General features: G+C 41.2%; 15 protein-coding genes and 3 pseudogenes. 3 read left to right on the top strand and 15 right to left on the bottom strand.

Annotation, left to right across the window (positions count from 1 at the left end; translation table 11 throughout):
- Positions 1–378 precede the first annotated feature (378 nt).
- The 11 genes from WMZ97_RS12210 to WMZ97_RS12160 form a co-directional block, all read right to left on the bottom strand.
- The gene (locus WMZ97_RS12210) at positions 379–1041 is read right to left on the bottom strand and encodes a hypothetical protein (protein WP_343272370.1); all 663 of its coding nucleotides are present in this window, start codon (positions 1039–1041) and stop codon (positions 379–381) included.
- Positions 1028–3967, bottom strand: coding sequence for an HsdM family class I SAM-dependent methyltransferase (locus WMZ97_RS12205; RefSeq protein WP_343272369.1), 2940 nt, complete (start codon positions 3965–3967; stop codon positions 1028–1030). The genes WMZ97_RS12210 and WMZ97_RS12205 overlap by 14 nt, the downstream gene beginning before the upstream one ends.
- 184 nt (positions 3968–4151) lie before the next feature.
- Positions 4152–4640: a nuclease-related domain-containing protein gene (locus WMZ97_RS12200; protein ID WP_343272368.1), complete on the bottom strand. Its 489-nt coding sequence runs from the start codon at positions 4638–4640 to the stop codon at positions 4152–4154.
- A 223-nt stretch (positions 4641–4863) separates the two neighbouring features.
- Positions 4864–5175 (bottom strand): nucleotidyltransferase domain-containing protein, encoded by a 312-nt coding sequence (locus tag WMZ97_RS12195; RefSeq protein WP_343272367.1) that lies wholly within the window; start codon positions 5173–5175, stop codon positions 4864–4866.
- Positions 5175–5579, bottom strand: a complete 405-nt coding sequence (locus WMZ97_RS12190) for a nucleotidyltransferase substrate binding protein (protein WP_343272366.1) — start codon at positions 5577–5579, stop codon at positions 5175–5177. The genes WMZ97_RS12195 and WMZ97_RS12190 overlap by 1 nt, the downstream gene beginning before the upstream one ends.
- A gap of 562 nt (positions 5580–6141) precedes the next feature.
- On the bottom strand, positions 6142–7371 hold the full coding sequence (locus tag WMZ97_RS12185) for an NAD(P)/FAD-dependent oxidoreductase (protein ID WP_343272365.1): 1230 nt from the start codon (positions 7369–7371) through the stop codon (positions 6142–6144).
- A gap of 4 nt (positions 7372–7375) precedes the next feature.
- Complete coding sequence (locus tag WMZ97_RS12180; RefSeq protein WP_343272364.1) at positions 7376–7726, bottom strand: Rieske (2Fe-2S) protein; 351 nt, start codon at positions 7724–7726, stop codon at positions 7376–7378.
- Between the two features lie 32 nt (positions 7727–7758).
- The gene (betB, locus tag WMZ97_RS12175; RefSeq protein ID WP_343272363.1) at positions 7759–9222 is read right to left on the bottom strand and encodes a betaine-aldehyde dehydrogenase; all 1464 of its coding nucleotides are present in this window, start codon (positions 9220–9222) and stop codon (positions 7759–7761) included.
- A gap of 15 nt (positions 9223–9237) precedes the next feature.
- Complete coding sequence (locus WMZ97_RS12170) at positions 9238–9594, bottom strand: Rieske (2Fe-2S) protein (RefSeq protein WP_343272362.1); 357 nt, start codon at positions 9592–9594, stop codon at positions 9238–9240.
- Positions 9594–10676 carry an amidohydrolase family protein gene (locus tag WMZ97_RS12165; RefSeq protein ID WP_343272361.1) on the bottom strand — a complete coding sequence of 361 codons (1083 nt, stop codon included), beginning with the start codon at positions 10674–10676 and terminating at the stop codon, positions 9594–9596. Before WMZ97_RS12165 ends, WMZ97_RS12170 begins: the two co-directional genes overlap by 1 nt.
- 128 nt (positions 10677–10804) lie before the next feature.
- Positions 10805–11506 (bottom strand): ribosomal eL19 family protein, encoded by a 702-nt coding sequence (locus tag WMZ97_RS12160; RefSeq protein ID WP_343272360.1) that lies wholly within the window; start codon positions 11504–11506, stop codon positions 10805–10807.
- A gap of 301 nt (positions 11507–11807) precedes the next feature.
- Between WMZ97_RS12160 and WMZ97_RS12155 the strand changes: the two genes are divergently transcribed.
- Positions 11808–12701: a glycine betaine ABC transporter substrate-binding protein gene (locus WMZ97_RS12155; protein ID WP_343272423.1), complete on the top strand. Its 894-nt coding sequence runs from the start codon at positions 11808–11810 to the stop codon at positions 12699–12701.
- A 925-nt stretch (positions 12702–13626) separates the two neighbouring features.
- On the opposite strand, the gene WMZ97_RS12150 is transcribed toward WMZ97_RS12155, so the two are convergent.
- Positions 13627–13800, bottom strand: a complete 174-nt coding sequence (locus tag WMZ97_RS12150) for a hypothetical protein (RefSeq protein WP_343272359.1) — start codon at positions 13798–13800, stop codon at positions 13627–13629.
- 280 nt (positions 13801–14080) lie between these two features.
- On the opposite strand from WMZ97_RS12150, the pseudogene WMZ97_RS12145 reads away from it, so the two are divergent.
- Both WMZ97_RS12145 and WMZ97_RS12140 read left to right on the top strand, forming a co-directional pair.
- Positions 14081–14194, top strand: a pseudogene (locus WMZ97_RS12145) (tRNA-dihydrouridine synthase); the annotation flags it as partial.
- Positions 14193–14452 (top strand): annotated as a pseudogene (locus tag WMZ97_RS12140) (GyrI-like domain-containing protein); the annotation flags it as partial. The pseudogenes WMZ97_RS12145 and WMZ97_RS12140, both read left to right, overlap by 2 nt.
- Before the next feature lie 384 nt (positions 14453–14836).
- On the opposite strand, the pseudogene WMZ97_RS21930 reads toward WMZ97_RS12140, so the two are convergent.
- From WMZ97_RS21930 to WMZ97_RS12125, 3 genes and pseudogenes are all read right to left on the bottom strand, one after another.
- Positions 14837–15072: pseudogene (locus WMZ97_RS21930) on the bottom strand (FIMAH domain-containing protein).
- 191 nt (positions 15073–15263) lie between these two features.
- Positions 15264–16793 (bottom strand): BCCT family transporter, encoded by a 1530-nt coding sequence (locus tag WMZ97_RS12130; RefSeq protein ID WP_343272357.1) that lies wholly within the window; start codon positions 16791–16793, stop codon positions 15264–15266.
- A 262-nt stretch (positions 16794–17055) separates the two neighbouring features.
- Positions 17056–17334 (bottom strand): hypothetical protein, encoded by a 279-nt coding sequence (locus WMZ97_RS12125; protein ID WP_343272356.1) that lies wholly within the window; start codon positions 17332–17334, stop codon positions 17056–17058.
- Positions 17335–17694: the final 360 nt, after the last annotated feature.

Below are 17694 nucleotides of genomic sequence, written 5' to 3'. Positions count from 1 at the left end.
ATTATAGCATATTTTGAAATATAGTAAGTGGGTTGGTGATGCAAAAGCAATTATATCTAACTGGTACTTGAAATAACAGGGAAAAAAGATTCTTAAAGTTGTCTAATAGTTGATCAGCTAACCTAAATAGCCAGATACTCATAAATAAGCATCTAGCTATTGCGCGCACTTTATGGGGCTGTCTTTATTATATATTCATCCTTGTTCGGACTGAGAATCGGGTTATGGCTTGCAAGAAATCTATTGTACAATAAGTGATAATCATTTGCGATTTTTATCATAAGCTTTTCAACGTTCCATTCATCATAGAGATGCTTCATTTATATTAGTACTAATTTTTTACAAGAGTCTAAAAACCATGATCTTATACAACATCTTCTATCTAATTATACTCGAAAAATCATAGAATAAATGGTGAAGCTTTATCTCGGTATGATCTACCCAATAACAAGAAATATAGGTATGGAGAAATTTCCTATCAGCAACCATTTCATTTTTAACGCTAATAGCGGGATATTCTTCATTTTGAAGTTGGTTTATCTTGTTTGTGTTTAGACCAATATCAATATTTTTTACAACAAAACCAAACATACAATTTCGTTTGTAATACGATGAGTATAATGGCGGCGAATCCCCTACAAACCTATTTACTCCATCTTTTAAATATGCACGATTTAATGTTTTGCTTCCGTCTATTCTTTTACACTCGAAGATAAAATATTTATCACGAAAACTAAATGTATCTACACTAATCACTTTTAAATCAACACGGCCTTTTGGCTTATCATCCATATAATTTTCAGGCACCTCAGGAGTGAACAAGAACTCCCTTAGACCAACTTTTTCCCTGATATGATCATTGTCCAAATAATTATGCAATAAATAATCCCGAATATCTTCCTCATGATTATTTATTTTCTTACTTTCAGATCGGCAATCTGTCAACATCAACTCACAGCATGACAAAACCTTAGAAATAATTTTCTCAAGCATGTTTTTTGCAATTTTTGCGTTTAAACTTTTATCTTTAAATCCACTCATTATTATCTTCCCCTTCTGCAAGAACAGAATGGATTACCTTTGCCAAATCAAGCTCACTAATTGCGGGATGCCAATTTTTATATTCATTTGTTTTTAAAATATAAAATGAATTTTCTTCAAAGTTAATTATATCCTTCATTTGATGAAATAAATCATTGTGTTTATGCAACGCAAATTTACTTATCAGATCTAGGTTAGCCTCTTTTTCTTTTGCAACCCTTATTTTTTCAAAAGCTCCTTCCTCTTTAACAATCTTAAATTCAATGGCTGTAAATCTATTCTTTATCGATGGGTAAATTACCACTTGTATCGCTTGATTGAGTTCCTCTAGAACATCTTCCCAATAATTGATAAACGGTTGAGCATACTTATTCAAGTCTTCTTCGTTAGCTTCCCTAACGGCCGTTGGTCCTCCCGTTAATAACGGAATCTGTACTTCAAGAGCGTATTGGACAAAATGATCATCTAGTAAGTTGAAACACGATAAAACATACTCGTCCAAATCCCTTATTAAGGCATCCACATCTTCCGTTTGAACGAAAAGATTTTTTTTATTCTTATTTACAACAGTTTGAATGTCACAGACTTTTTGAGCCAACGTCGAATCAGCTGTTGCAGGGAAGTTTAATACTTCTGTTGGAAAGGCTTGTTCTCTTTCAATTCCTGCAGAAGTCCCTAACATTAAGTTTAAATAAGCATAAAAAGAGGAATTCAGCATCCCAACAAGTGATAACAATACTTTGCTACTATTCGAACCACCCGCAATTCCATAAATTGAATCTCTATACAAAAATTCGCTATTGGAGTAGGCTGCTTTCAATTTATAATTTGTAGTATTAAAGCCTTTTTTTAATAGAGCATATGGCGGTTTAAATAAATGTTCATCACGTGTACGGTGAATAGTGTTTTGTTGAAACACCGTCGATTGTGTCAAATCCACATGAAAAGATGTAATTCCGTTCGTTGAATCTATCATTTTTTTTCCATTTAAATGCTTAGCACTTTTTTTACCGGAGGATACCTGAAGTCCAGTACCTGACGCAAGCCCATTTCCTTCAATAATATTATTTATAGTGCCAAATTTCCCCTTAAGCTTCTTTATATTAAAATAATCATGACTAGTGCCATAAACAATTGTCTTCCATGCCCAATCATCATTTAAAAGTAGATTTTGCGGAATTTTCTTTTTATCATTTGATTCTATAACAATCGTACGAAAAAGTTTAAAGAAAATGTTTGGTTTTAAAGTGAGGTGAGTTAAAATATTATCTTCATTTCCTTGTTCACTAAATTTATAAAATATAACTGCTGCTGGACCTTTCGCTTTCTTAAATATCAAATTTCTAACAGCCGCGAGTTCAATGAACTTCTCGATCTTTGTTTCAGTCAAAAGCCATCTTCTGAAACCCTTTGCAAGGTCTTTCGAATTATAAAACAGCTTTGATACAACAATCAAACAGCATTGTGTATCTTTATTGGAGAAATCCTTTGTTCGAGCAATAAAGCTTCTGGAAATTTCATTATTAAGGTTTGGAATACCTTTTTGCTTACAGTATTCATTATGATAACCGTTTTTCACACTTCCCCATGGGGGGTTACCAAGAATGAAGTCAAATTTTTTATTCTTTAAATTTTCATCACTATTTGTATGAAAGAAATCATCGACAAATAAGTTGTTATTAACTAATTCCGGCAGTTTAAAATCTTTGAGACATTTAGGATCCTTGTAATCAAGTAGCGTAATATATAAAGAAAAAATTGCCACATTAACCGCTTCTTCGTTTTTATCGATCCCATATATATTATCGATTAATAGTTGATTTAATTTCTTATTATCATTAAAATATCGGCTACCTCTTAAATTACTTTCAATAATACTTCTTAATGTTTCTACAAGAAATATTCCCGAACCACAAGAGGGGTCCAAGACTCTACAAGATTCATTCTTTTGTAAATAAGGCTTAACTGTTTGTTTCAAAATAAAATCTACCAGATTGGGTGGAGTATAAAAAGCGCTGTCTTCTTTTTGTTTCTCCTCACCCAAGAGTCGCTCATAAATATTGCTAATTAATTCTACCGGGATAATATTAAAATCATACATTGGAAACAGAGAAAGCTGGCCATCTTCAAACCGAATTTCTCCTGACATCAAGTGATAAAGTTCAAGTAGACTTTCCTCGTCCAATAAATCCATCTCATAGGCCCTGTTTTTACGGAATTCGAATAAGTTACCATTAAATTTTGCTTTTAAATGCTCAAACAAGTTATATAAAGCTTCTTTTGACTTCAACGTTGTCAAAAATTGTCTCCTAGATTCCGATGGATTATTTGTGAACCCTTTGAAATCAATGTCTACTCCTCTATCAATTAGAAACCTGATAAAGATTAAACGCAAAGTTAATGTAACAGCGAAGGATTTATTTGATTTTCTTTGTAACTTATTTATTACAATCTTGATATTATCAAGCATGACGGTATCTATTGATGGCCTTGAAAATTCATTATTAAACTTTCGCCAAAAGTCATCACCAGTTATGTTCCAATAAGAGAAATCACCTAACTCATTAACTTCACTTTTATTAATCTCCTGAACTTTCATTAACATCTCATGTTCAGGTATTAGGTGATTACCATTATAAATCTCTATATGATCTTCATTGTCAAAAATTGCTATAGGAGTCTGGAAGTTCCATATCTCCTTATGTTTTTGTTTAAATGCCTCTTTGTTATCTATATGTTCAAAAAATAATACAAACGGCTTATTATCTACCAGGTAAAATGCATAAGGATTTAATTCTTTCAGTACGCGAATCCTTTGTAGGGATATTTCTGATGATAAACTTTCCTTCTTTAAATCACCCCTATAATAAAGTGAATTAGACTCGCTGTAACCCAATTCATTAATAATGTTATCTATTGGTACCATGCTATCACCCCTTTTTTGGGAGAACCAAATTTATAATCAACCATAATTACTATGTATAGATATTAAAATTATAGCATGTAATTAGTTAGATTACCAGAAAAAGAGAACGTATGATCTTGACTTTTATATTCTATCATTAATGTTAGCATTGATCTTATCTATATTCCATTTACTAATAAAGATACTATAAAATATTAACAATAAGTTTAAACGCATAATCATCAAAGTATTTCCATCTCTTTGATGCCCGAGAAAAAGTCTTTTGATTTTCGAAATGAATCCGATGGTTTTCCGCCTGTGTGATCGGATATTTAAAGCCGGTTTCTTTTTCCCCATCATCACGGATAAGCTGCTTGAGGACCGTATCAAAGGTGATCGTTCCTTTATAATTTTTACTTTCAATAATGAAAATGGCATTTGGAGTAAGTATGAGAGAGTCGATCTGAACGGAATTACCATATGGGAGCTCGAGGTAGACATCATGGAGAATGGTATACTTGCGGGTGAGCGAACGTAACTGATAGTCTACTTTCCTTTCACCAATATATCCGGTGACACGGCTTGCTAAATCTGCTTGCATAATCGGCAGCTGTTTGAAATGGGGTGGCATTCGTGGGATAAGTGCTTCCATCTTTTGCAGCGGCAGCGGTTTGGGGCGTTTTCGAAGTAACATAGAATTCTTCTTTGTATGTAGTTGTTGTCAATCTATGTTCGATTATAGCATATTTTGAAAATATGGAAAGCGGGTTGGTGATAGAATTTGAGAATTTCCTTTTATTTAAGAAGGGGAGAACCGCATCAAGCTTCGTGTTCTCTCCCTTCATCATCAAAACCGACAATGGACCCGTGTCTTATCCTCCTTATAAAACGCAAACGAAATAATATGGATAATAGCACTACAAGCTTTTAACTGAATACATTTCGATGCCTTCCATATCAATATGCGCAATTAATTCTTTATTCGTAATGCGCTCATAGTGAACCACGTCAAAAAAATATGGAAGATGGCTTTCTTCATTTAAGCTGAAATTCAAATCGGAAATCATGCTTCTTGTGATTCCTTCGCCCATAACAGCAATATCAATATCTGATCCCTTTTTGTAATTTCCCATCGCCCTGCTGCCAAAAACAACCGCACGCTTAACTTCATTATATTTGCCTATTGCCTGTTTTATTAATTCCTGATCGCTCTTTCGCAAACCAAACATTACTCCATTTCCTCCCGAAGCCGCTTGTACAGTATTTTCATTTGGGGCATAAATACGTTTGTAATTTCATCAACAAATTCTGTGGCCATTTGCTCATCATATGTATGAGTTGTCAAATTTCGTTTGGATAAGGCTTCGATCCAGATATGGCCATCATCAATTAAATCAATTTGATATGCTTGCTTAATGGCTTCCCTGGGACTCCTCGTAATATAACCTTGTGCTTCTAAATAATCTTTTAGAACCTTCCAAGACAACTCAAAAGTCATTTCAAAAAATTGAATGATTCCTGCCCGCTCTAATTCCGTATAAGCGGATTGCGTTGCATATTTCTCTAGAAGTTTGTACGAGCGTTCAAAGTTCTGAAACCGTTGCTTCCAACGAACTTCTTTTGATGGTCCCATAAAAAGCATCCCTCCCTAATATCAACATTATTATAATCCAAAACACGTGAAAAGCAAAGGAAACTCAGGCATGTCTGGCGCCCGAACAATAAAGGGAAACTTCATTCAGTGGAGGTTTCCGACGAACTCAGACGTTCTAGCACAGACTCCAACAGAATCGGACCTTTGTCATGCAGTTAACTCCTGAATATATTTTTTATTTCACCTTAAAATCTAGAAGTTAAGAGTGAGATCTGGCGGATGCTTGCTCCAAACGGGCGGCAACTCCGCAAAACAGGCGGGAAGCGAAAGTTTAAAACGAACCACTCTCTCTTTTTCAGCAGCCTCGCTCCGTTCCTCTGTCCCACTTGCAAGGTTGGTAACCGGCTTTTTATTAATAAGCCGGTTATATAAAAAAGGAATCTAACGTAGGTCGGATTCCTTTTTTGTATAAGAAAAATGCTTTATCGTCCACATTATGTCCTCTACCATTGCACTGATTTGCTCTATCTTTCATCCAGCATCACACCATCGCATACCATCCAAATGCGTCATTTTATCCCAAGCACTCCACCGCACATATTTAAACCTGCGCATGCTTTACTTTTTTCAAAGCTGTCTGCTCATCGGCCAACGCTTCCGGGTGGATGGCTTTTTGCTGCTGAATCATTCTTCTTACGGGCAAGGCATTTTTTGGTTGGTTGGCAATGAACGCGGCCTGGACGATATCTTGATCATCCAGATAGAAAACCGTGAATTTATTTGATGCGATCGATCCCCGTAAAACGGTTTTCGACCATCTTTTGGCATGCCCAAAATATTGAAACCGGCTATGGTATTGGTCCGACCAGAAGTACGGTGTATACGTATAGGGAGCGGATTGCGGATGCAGGATGTTCTGGGCGACTTTCTTGGCATGGTTTACGGCATGATCCCAATGCTCCACATGGATGGGAACACCCTGGTAGGGCCATGACGTACAATCCCCCGCCGCATAAATGTCCGGCACCGATGTCTCGCCATATTCATTAACAACATAGCCCCCATCTTCCTCTAAATACGGATGCGACACCGCCGTATTCGGTGTGACCCCCACACCTATCATGACAGCCTGGCATGGAATCCGTCGACCTTCTGCTGTTACGACTTCTTCTACGTTTATCTCGCCGTTAAACTGTGTGACAGCATCTTCTGTCAACACGTCAACGCCGTTTTGCTGATGCAAATCCAGAAAACATGCGGATACTTGCTGGCCAACAATATGTTCCATCGGGGAAGCGGACTTTTCCACAATCGTAACGTCGATTCCCAACTGGCTTAATGAAGAGGCAAGTTCGGCCCCGATAAAGCCGGCACCAATGATAACGGCCTGCTTCACGTGTTGCATATGTTGTTTCATTGCTATCGCATCATCCATGTTACGCAAATAAAAAATGCCGTTCCTATCATCTCCTGGTATGGACAATGTACGTAACCTTGATCCAGTCGCAAGGATGAGTTTATCCCACGCATAGGAAGGGCCATTTTTCGTCTCGAGGCTTTTATCAACGGGATCAATCCCTGTCACCTCAACCCCTAGCTTTAAGTCTATGTCTAATTTTTCATACATGGCAGGATCGCGCAATAAAATACCAGCATCCGCTTGCTCGCCCTTCAGCCACTCCTTTGATAGTGGGGGACGATCATAAGGCATCTGTCTGTCACGATCCAACAGCATAATTCGTCCCGGATACCCTTCTTTTCGCAAATTTTCCGCGGCATGCACGCCTGCAATGCCAGCTCCGATAATAATCGTAGTCGTTTCATGCGCCATTCCATTACCCCCTTTCGTCCATGACCCACACGGATCCGTTATGCTCGATAGCTTTATAGACGTGCAACGGGGTTTCTGCCGGTCCTTCCAATACGGAACCGTCACGAATATCGAAACAGGCAAAGTGCAATGGACACGTTAGACAGGTTCCCTCCAGCTCTCCATCGACCAGTTCGGAATATGCATGGGTACAAATCCCTTCTACAGCATAAACCTTCCCTTCTCCCCGGCCGACGACAATCGTTTTATCCTCTGTTTCACATTCCATCAGATCCCCTTCTTCAAGCTCGGAACTGGAACAAACATACATATAAGATTCATCTAAGACAACATTCGTCTCCTCTGAATGGTGCATGGCGATCCCCCTCGTGTTTCATTTTATATACGTTAAAACCAGTTAACTGGCTCAGGTTTTAAATTTCGAAAAACATGCTTGATTTCCTGATATTCCTCCAGCCCCGTTTTGCCGAGTTCGCGCCCGATCCCAGACTGTTTAAAGCCGCCCCATGGTGCCTCTGGAAAGTACAAGTTCACGTCGTTGATCCAGACGGTGCCCATTCGCATTTGCGCAACGCAGCGCTCGGCTTTAGCAATGTCATTAGTAAAAACACCCCCGGAAAGCCCGTAAATCGAATCGTTCGCAAGGCGGATAGCCTCCTCTTCGGTTGTGAATGTTTCCACTGTAATGACGGGACCAAATCCTTCATGCTGCACAACATTCATCTCTGTTGTACAATTGGTCAATACCGTTGGCAAATAGAAAAATCCATGTTGCAGTTTGGGATCATCGGGACGTCCGCCACCGACTGCGACCGTAGCGCCTTCCTGCTTGCCAGCTTCCACATACGTACCCACTTTATGTAAATGTTCCGCTGAAATGAGCGGCCCCATTTGTGTGGATGGATCAAAACCGCTGCCAAGCTTGATGTTCTTCACACGGTCGACAAGTGCCTGGATAAAATCATCATGCATGCTTTCTTCTACTATCAGGCGGGTTCCTGCTGAACAGATTTGACCGGCATGGAAAAATACCGCGTTTAACGCCTGATCGACAGCCGTTTCAAATGCAGCATCAGCAAACACAATGTTCGGGTTTTTTCCGCCAAGTTCCAGTGCCAGCTTTTTCACATTTACACTTGCTGCCTGCATAATCTTCTTACCGGTTTCAATCCCGCCTGTAAAAGAAATCAGATCGACATCCGTATTCGATGCAAGCTCCGCACCAACACTATTGCCGGGTCCGAGTACCAGGTTGACAACACCTGCAGGAATACCAGCTTCTTCCATTAACTCGAAAACTTTTACCGTTGTAAGGGGTGTAATTTCACTTGGCTTCATGACAAGTGTGTTGCCCGCCACCAGCGCCGGTGCCAATTTCCATGACGCCTGCAGCAATGGGTAGTTCCATGGCGTGATCTGCCCACAGACGCCGACAGGTTCACGGACCACCTTGCTGGTTGAATTGGCAATAGGTGAATCGATCAACTCGCCGCCGTCCTTGTCGGCCATTTCAGCAAAATAACGAAAAACGCCTGCGATATCATCCATATCCCCACGACTTTCCACTATTGTTTTACCGGTGTCGAGCGATTCAAGTTCAGCCAATTCCTCATGGTCACGCACAATCAAATCGGCAATATCACGCACAACCTTCGCGCGTTCGATAGCCGGGACGGCTGCCCATTCCTTTTTGTCAAACGCCTCCCGGGCAGCGGCAATTGCCAATTTCGCATCTTCCGCATCGCCCTCCGCTGCTGTTGCAATAACTTCTTGGTTATATGGATTGATAATTTCCCTCGTTTGTTTGGAACTGGCTTCCACCCACTCCCCATTAATAAACATCTTTTTCATACGCTCACCTCAAGCTTATTTATATACAACAACCTGGTCATCCTCAATGGTGACTTGGAAACTGCGTAATTTTTTATCAGGTTCTGCAAGCATCGCGCCATCATTTTTAATGTCATATTCGATCGCATGCCATGGGCAACGAAGGATTTCACCGTCTTTAATATATTCATAGTTTCCATGAACATTGGTCCGTTTCGTATCCCCACATAAGACGCCTTCTGAAAGCGGTGCGCCCTGGTGCAGACACCGATTGGCAAATGCGTAAAACTCGCCATCCTTTGTGCGGCAAACCACAATCGGAATCTTTCCTAAGGAAGCACTTCGCATCTTACCAGGCAGGATATCTTCTTTATAACAAACAACTTCTCGCATTACTTCACACTCCCTGTCAGTCGCGGCAATTTGGGATAGGATGCCCGCGCATTTTCGGAATAAATTTTTGTCTCCAACGCCTCATCCAGTTTAGGAAGCGCCTCGAGTGGTGAATCATAATCCCAATGTGGATAATCGGTTGCAAAACAAACCATATCCTCTGACCCCATTTGATCCACAAACTGCATAAATTCTTTCTGGCTTAATTCTTCAACGGGTTGGGTGGTAAACCGGACATGCTCCTGAATAATGCGACTGGGCATCCGTTTTACCCAAGGAATTTCGTGACGAAGCTGCTTATACTGCTGGTCCATCTTTTTCATCAGATGCGGAGCGTGCGTGAACCCACCCTCAATCATGACCAGGTGCAGGTCAGGGAATTTATCAAATACACCATTAAATACCATATTGGAAACCTCCATCATATGCGCTGTTGGCAACATCGTATGCCACTCGATAAAATAACGCGGCCAGCGTCCAAAATGGGTAGGTGGCTCATTATGGTGCATACCAATCGATAAATTATGGTGCTCGGCAGCTTCATAAATCGGATGGTAATACGGATCCCCCCACAGCCGGGTATCAATCGGCAGCAATATTTGCACCATTTTCGGATGAGGGCCGACCCGTTCTATTTCACGTACCGCTTGTTGTGGATCCTGCGCTGCAATATGTACGGAACCATATAAACGACTATCCTTTTCCAGCCAATTTTCAATTTGCCAATCATTATAGGCACTCGCTAAAGCAGTCCCCATTTCATACCAGCCATGCATGGACGACGGAGACGGGTCTAAAGCACCGGTCAAAATACCATATTCATGCCCTTCCGCATCGAGTAGTTGTTCTTGCATAAAACCAAGATCCGTACCCGCAGCTCCGCCATCCGGTGTTACCGCATCTGCACGATCAACACCAGCCACAGTCGGCTGCGTATAAGGCATATGCTTTTCCTGAATCCAATGATTATCTTCTATATATCGTCTCCATGGATTATCCAAATAAGGAAGAAGCTCCGAATATGTCACCCGTTCATGGATATCTGTGTCAATGATCCGACGTTTGTTCTGCCGCTTTGGCATAAAATCACCCCTGTTTTATCGTAAAAATTAATGTATTCACGCGCATGAATTGATTACAGTCTACAGAAGCCCCGGATTACTGGCAAACCCGATTTCATGAACTGAGTGGCCTCAGTGAAGCCCAGTGACTACCAGTGAACCTCAGTGAGCGTATTACTCCAAATTTGCATAAAACAAAAAAATCGATCGGCCGAGAGGAAAAAAGTTTTAATTAGATACACAGTTTCGTTGATTGGAATGGTGAGCAGCGACTCCTGCTGGAAAAGTGAAATAGATTTGTTTTGGGTAACTATGTAACTCGCACGTTTCGGACTTGCTGATGCACGATTTGGGTCCGCTATTGCACGAATCGGGCTTGCTGTCGCACGTTTTGGGCCTGCTCTCGCACGAATCGGGTCTGTTCCCGCACGTTTCAAGCCTGCTCTCGCACGAATCGGGTCTGTTCCCGCACGTTTCAAGCCTGCTCTCGCACGAATCGGGTCTGTTCCCGCACGTTTCAAGCCTGCTCTCGCACGAATCGGGTCTGTTCCCGCACGTTTCAAGCCTGCTCTCGCACGAATCGGGTCTGTTCCCGCACGTTTCAAGCCTGCTCTCGCACGAATCGGGTCTGTTCCCGCACGTTTCAAGCCTGCTCTCGCACGAATCGGGTCTGCTTTTGCACGTTTCGGGCTTGTTCCCGCACGTTTCAGCTCCGTTCTCGCACGTTTCGGGCTTGCTGTCGCACGTTTCAAGCCTGCTCTCGCACGTTTTCTTCCAAACTTATGAAAAAAGCATAAACCTTGAAACCTCGCAGCGAGATTAGCGAACAAGGTGACCAGCCATATCCGCAAAGAGCATCCGCCTGCTGTGGAAATCAACAGCTTTAGCACGTGTTCATAGAATCCGGGGTTACGCTTGGATTTTAGCTCCATATAACTAATGAATCAAATCGGTTAGTATTTCTTTGACTGAACGTCACTGAGCTTCACTGAGCAAGTTTAATGCATGAAACCGCCTGAAAACGTTTGTAATCGACATTGAATTGTCATTCTTTTTGATTTATCCTACTTATTAGTCGACAAATGGTGGAACAACATCTAGCAAGAATTCGCGAAAAACAATTTAACAGAAAGGATGATATTAAACACAGTGATGTCATTATCAAAGAAATGGATTACCCTATTAATTATTGGTATTGTACTTATGTTGACAGGTTGTCAAGAAGAATCCAGCAGTAAAGATGCTGAAGAAAGTAATGATTCCGCCGACATCAAAGAAATTGTCGGCATTGAGCCGGGATCAGGGACGATGGATATCGCCAAAAAAACAATTGATGCATACGACTTGGATGTTGATCTGCTCGAAAGTTCAGAAGCAGCCATGTTATCGGAATTAGAACGCGCAATTGATGCCAAAGAGCCGATTGTTGTTACCCTTTGGCAGCCACACTGGATCTTTAAAAAATACGATTTAAAATTTTTAGAGGATCCAAAAGGAACACTCGGTGAATCGGAAAACATACATACGATGGTCCGAAAAGGGCTTAAGGATGAAAAAGCTTCTGCTTACCAATTGCTGGATAACTTCCACTGGGAAGTAGAAGATATGAACGAGGTCATGTCAAAGTTTACCCAAGATGATGTTGAACCGAGCGAAGCAGCTGCCGAATGGATTGAAAACAATCGGGATAGAGTGGACGGTTGGCTGGAAGGTATTGACCCGGTTAAAGATGAGTCCATTGAGCTTGCCTATGTAAATTGGGATACAGAAACTTCCTCAACGAATGTCGTTAAACTTGTTCTTGAAGAATTGGGCTACGATGTCAAATTGACGACCGTTGATATGGGGATCGCCTTTCAAGCCCTTTCCGATGGCGACGTTGATGGGATGTTAATTGCCTGGCTTCCAGTAGGTGCAGCTTCTTATTATGAAAAATACAAGGACGAGATTGTCGACCTAGGTCCGAATTTAGAAGGTGCTCAACAAGGTTTTGTCGTACCAGATTATATGGATATTGATAGTGTGGAAGATTTACCAACGAAATAAGGTATGATAAAGGGAAACTTCAGCCAGGGGTTCCGACGAACAGGATGTGTCGTTCTTAGCCATTGTTTCCCCCACTGATAGGAGGGAATAATGGCTAAGTCCTTAGACGTCTGAATTGTAACGTCTTTGTGAACTGTGTCCTGCAGCCGAACAGCAGCGAACCCACGTTTAGGCGAGACCTTTGACCGTTTTGAGGGGGCTCTTTTAATGGAGGCCCCGACATTTTGAGGAAACTCCCGCACGTTTTAGCGGAAAACTCGACCGTTTTCAGGAAACTCCTGCACATTTTTTATGTGCCCTCGACCAATTTTAAAATCATTCGAACTAATACAAGCGATCCCGCTGAAACTTCATGCTTCAAGCCGCTAAGAAAGGCGCAAGCGCCCGAACGAAAGAACGCCGACTAAGTTCGGCACGTCCTGTGCCAACGTCGGCATGACCTGTATCCGCAGGCCCACGTACAAACTGCGCCCTGCCATGCAGGGTGGATCGGCGTTGCAGCGCAAAGCGGCGAAGTTAGCCGATCCTCCTCTTCATTCGCAATGAGATAAAGGAAACATGCCCCTGCAACAGGGGTATGCCGACGTTGGGCGGCAAGCCCGTTCTTAGTCGGCCTTCCTTTGTCCCCTGAACCGATGTTGACTTGATCTGCGTGGAGAAGTGTGAAGTTTGCTTGACTTTAGCGCTGGAGCCGGACATGGCCTATTTTGGAATGAGTAAAATAGAGCCTAATTTTTTATACTTTCTTACTTTTAAAGAAAACCCTCTTGCAACATCCTGCAAGAGGGTTAATCAACTTACTGTGCTTTTACCCAGTACGCTGCTTCATTAGTAGAAGCAGAAAGTGGGAATAGCTCCCTTTCCCCATCTTAATTTGCGTATCATCGTTATTTTTCGATCCGCTATTAACGAGACTTTCTACCTTTTAGTTGCCGCTTTCCGGTGCATTTTCACCCGTTTTAAACGTGTTATTAAATATTTTGAATTTACCGGAATGGTTCTCGAAAACAGCTATACAAAGCTGGATTCCGCAAATGCCAATGGAAAGTTTCAATGCACCTGTCTTTATTACAATAACAGTATTTAGTATTGTTTTCATGATGATCGGTTATCTTGGTTATCGTAGACGGGATATGGTAAAGGGTTCTTAACGTCAAGGAAACAAGAACTAAATTAAGGCTTTATAAGCTAACTGATTCCATTTGTTTATGGCATGGGTTGGCTTCTTTGCTCGATTTTCTTCGTTACTATGAAAGTGTATCATGATCGACATTTACTATCGTTTGATCAAACGCGCCAAACAGCAGGCACATGCTTATTTTAAATTTTGGATAAGCATTTGACCAGACGTTCCATCATGAGAGGATTTGAATTGGAGTATGAAAGATAATTTTTGGCGTGACTTACCGCGACCGTTTTTTGTATTGGCACCCATGGAAGATGTGACGGATGTTGTTTTCCGCCATGTGGTGAGTGAAGCAGCTAGGCCGGATAAGGGTAGCGACTACCAAAGAGTGTCCAGAAGGCCTTTCTAAACTGGAAGTTCCTGCTTGTACTTGGGCTGTTTTCGAATCGGTAGGTCCTTTTCCCAGCACATTGCAGGAAACATGAGGACGTATTTATTCGGAATGGTTTCCATCCTCAAGCTATCAACAATAGATAGACCGGAAATCCTGTCGATTAAAAGTAAAGATTTCACTTTACCAACTGTCAAAAGTGAAATTTGGATCCCGATTTCGAGAAGTAAATAAAATAATGAAAATAGCTGTTGAGATCCCCTTGGCAGCTATTATTCGATTAAATAAAAAGGACTTTTTCTTTTAGGGGAATGAGACTAGTTGGGGAGATTATTACTTTTTAACCCATTTAAAGGGGGGATAACTTATGGATCTAGGAACTCCAATAGCTATAGGAAATACAGCTGAAATTTATCGTTGCGGAAAGTGGTTTGTATAAAGAGAGATTTTAGAATGGATCCCATGATAGCTAGCGCGCGATTGGTGGAGCGTGCTTCAGAAGAATCTGAACGTCTTTTGAAGATCGTAAATCAATATTGCTCCTGATCATGTATACAGGTGTTTCTTCTTTTGAAGGTGAAGGTAAACCAAGTCCCCTATTGTAAGGAGACTTGATGCTTATTCCCATTTATCTATTATTTCATCTGCATCTGCTTTCAAAACAAGAAAAGCTTCTTCGGAAATCAGTTCATTTTCCCGTTGGTAGTTCAGTAATTGTTCGAATCCTTCATATGCTTCACAACCTTTTCTCCTTCCTGTTGCTCTTCAAATTGTACCACTGCGGTTAAATGTGTTTGTATTGATTTGGAACTTGTATCATCCGCAAAATCACCTGCGTCTTGATAGTAATCCACTACGTCTCGTATATCCACTATTTGGTCTGGAGATGTTCCGCCATTCGTACCAAAAGCTGTATCATCTTCTAGTAATGGACTTGTCAACAGTGTACCTGGCAGCTTTTCATCCTCTGGCGCTAGTCTTAAAGTGACATTTCCTGCGTCATCATCCGGCCAATCGGAATGTGTTTCCCATCCCTTTGTCCCACTTATTCTTGGGTAAGCTGTTCTTTGGCAAGTTCTCGGCAGGCACGTGGTGCAGTCCAAAAGGTCGTCAGCATGAGCAGGGATACTGGCACGGCTGTTACCACGATAAAGGATTGCAAAGAGTCTACACTGTTTTCTCCAATGGTTAATAGGACCGTTGCAACAAGCCCCATGATTAATGCCCAAAATACACGCATTAATTTAGATGGATCCCCATTCCCGGTAATGGCCATGGAAATCGTCAAGGACATCGAATCAGTCGTAGTCAGGACAAAGATAATGGTTGCTAGTAGAAATAGAAAACCTAATAGCGTTCCAAATGGCAATTGATCGGCAATAGCTATCATTGCGGCAGGTGGTCCATTACTGTCTAAGGCAGTGGAAATAGACCCTGGATTGCTCATTTCTTTGAAGATGCCTGTCCCACCAACGACCGTATACCAAAATGTTGTGATGACAGGCGCTATGATGGCAACGGTAGTAACAATTTGCCGGATGGTACGGCCACGGGAGATACGACTGACAAACATGGCCATCATCGGACCATATCCAATGAACCAGGCAAAGAAAAAGACCGTCCAGCTTCCCAGCCAAGCTCCATCACTGCGGAACGTGTTCATTTGGAAAAAGTTTTGCACATACAGGCCAAACGACTCCAAATACGAGTCAAAAATGAATAGTGCCGGTCCCAGTACAAGGACGGCTGCCATCAGAAAGAGCGCCAGAATGACATTATAACTACTCAAAATCTGAATTCCTTTGTGAATACCTGTGGCGGCAGAGATCCCTGCTACCAGAACAATCACAATCACAATCAAGGTCTGTACCAATAGATTATCCTGAACGCCGAACAAAGAATTCAGTCCATAACTTGCCTGTAATCCGAGAAATCCGATGGGGCCAATGGTACCTGCTGCCACCGATATAATGGAAAACGTGTCGACGATGGTTCCAAGCACACTTTTATGAATGATTTTATCGCCAAAAATCGGATAAAGCAATGCTCTTGGTTTTAATGGTGCACCGCGGTGATAATGGGAATACATGAACACAAATGTGCCCAGTGTACCGAGAATAGCCCAGGCTAGAAATCCCCAGTCAACAAAAGTCGATGCCAGTGCTGGTGACACAGCCTCTTTACTACCATCATCGATACCAGAAAAATGTGGCGGTACCTCTAAAAAGTGACTCAATGGTTCTGCAGCAGCCCAGAATACTCCTCCGGCAGCAAGCAAAGTACACATAATGATCGAAATCCATTTAAAATTGCTCATCTCCGGCTTTTCCAATTTTCCTAAACGTATCTTTCCAAACTTCGAAAATCCTAAAACTAATGCGATCAGAAAGGTTCCCATCATCAGAAACTGATAAATGGAACCAAAATATGTTACGGAAAAGTCAAACAGGTAATTTACCAAATTGGTTACCAGCTCCTGGTTAATCAGCGCCAGAATCACAAAGGCAAGCAACACACCTCCACTGAGAAAAAGAACTGGCTTATCTACTGTTGGCTTGTTCTTACTTGAATTCAATAGTTGCCCTCCTAATTTTAGCTTATAGTAAAGCTCAAACAACACAAAAAACTCACATTCGGATCACTGGCCATTCTTTGTTCTATTCGGCAGTGTGTCATGCGTATGCGAGATTTAAAGCGTCCATTAAATTAACATACAGCATTATAGGTTACAGGTTTTGTGAAGATGTGTCAACCCAAAGTGAAGTTTGATAGCTATGAAGAGTAAATTTATCAATCACATGAGGTGTCGGTTATTTGTGTTAAAAGATAGTGATTCTTCATTGCATGATAATCATGACTGTTCGCATGTTGAATATAGTAGCGAATATTCTTCTGGGTATTGAATCCCTCATTTTCGATTTTCCAACGGCTTCTGCCTGCGTTAATACAATTGGCAGCCGTTTAAACGTATGTTTTAGCTTCTTTGCCATCCGATAAAAGGCATTTTGTTCACAATCTTGTTTTTCTACATCTTCTGATTCGTTCTCAATAAATTCGGATGCTATATTAAAAACCATGTCTCTAACTACTAGCTTTGCTTCCAAAACATGATGCATATATAGCGTCTTTTTCTCTCCGGTTTCTTCGTTCTTATATTCTCGTTTCAGGCAATGCTTTTTTCAAAATGTGAAAAGACCTGTTCCATCAATGATGATTCCCCAATATTTACCGTCTATCCGATAATTATAAAAGCACTTCTTATTTATGAGTTCTTTCTACCATGTAAGTCCGAATGTTTTCAAGTTCCTCTATATTTAATTAAGCGAGACAGGAAATCGTTCACCGTATCATAGTGTGGTAACTCCTCCAGGCCTTCTATTTCCAGTATTTTTGATAGATTTTCTATACAGTTATCTGTATTAAATGCATCTGTCTTTCCCGCATCGACTCTAGACTGGATGCATTTTCCATCATAA

The sequence above is a fragment of the Lentibacillus songyuanensis genome, assembly GCF_039548255.1.
In the GTDB taxonomy this organism is placed as follows: Bacteria; Bacillota; Bacilli; order Bacillales; family Amphibacillaceae; genus Lentibacillus_C; species Lentibacillus_C songyuanensis.
Note: the sequence above shows the minus strand (reverse complement) of the source record. Positions and strands in the feature narration are given on the sequence as shown.

Bases quoted from the DNA above. Each gene is read 5' to 3' on its own strand.
- WMZ97_RS12210 (WP_343272370.1), bottom strand. From the start codon at position 1,041: ATGAGTGGATTTAAAGATAAAAGTTTAAACGCAAAAATTGCAAAAAAC.
- WMZ97_RS12205 (WP_343272369.1), bottom strand. From the start codon at position 3,967: ATGGTACCAATAGATAACATTATTAATGAATTGGGTTACAGCGAGTCT.
- WMZ97_RS12200 (WP_343272368.1), bottom strand. From the start codon at position 4,640: ATGTTACTTCGAAAACGCCCCAAACCGCTGCCGCTGCAAAAGATGGAA.
- WMZ97_RS12195 (WP_343272367.1), bottom strand. From the start codon at position 5,175: ATGTTTGGTTTGCGAAAGAGCGATCAGGAATTAATAAAACAGGCAATA.
- WMZ97_RS12190 (WP_343272366.1), bottom strand. From the start codon at position 5,579: ATGGGACCATCAAAAGAAGTTCGTTGGAAGCAACGGTTTCAGAACTTT.
- WMZ97_RS12185 (WP_343272365.1), bottom strand. From the start codon at position 7,371: ATGGCGCATGAAACGACTACGATTATTATCGGAGCTGGCATTGCAGGC.
- WMZ97_RS12180 (WP_343272364.1), bottom strand. From the start codon at position 7,726: ATGCACCATTCAGAGGAGACGAATGTTGTCTTAGATGAATCTTATATG.
- betB (WP_343272363.1), bottom strand. From the start codon at position 9,222: ATGAAAAAGATGTTTATTAATGGGGAGTGGGTGGAAGCCAGTTCCAAA.
- WMZ97_RS12170 (WP_343272362.1), bottom strand. From the start codon at position 9,594: ATGCGAGAAGTTGTTTGTTATAAAGAAGATATCCTGCCTGGTAAGATG.
- WMZ97_RS12165 (WP_343272361.1), bottom strand. From the start codon at position 10,676: ATGCCAAAGCGGCAGAACAAACGTCGGATCATTGACACAGATATCCAT.
- WMZ97_RS12155 (WP_343272423.1), top strand. From the start codon at position 11,808: ATGTCATTATCAAAGAAATGGATTACCCTATTAATTATTGGTATTGTA.
- WMZ97_RS12150 (WP_343272359.1), bottom strand. From the start codon at position 13,800: ATGAAAACAATACTAAATACTGTTATTGTAATAAAGACAGGTGCATTG.
- WMZ97_RS12125 (WP_343272356.1), bottom strand. From the start codon at position 17,334: ATGCATCATGTTTTGGAAGCAAAGCTAGTAGTTAGAGACATGGTTTTT.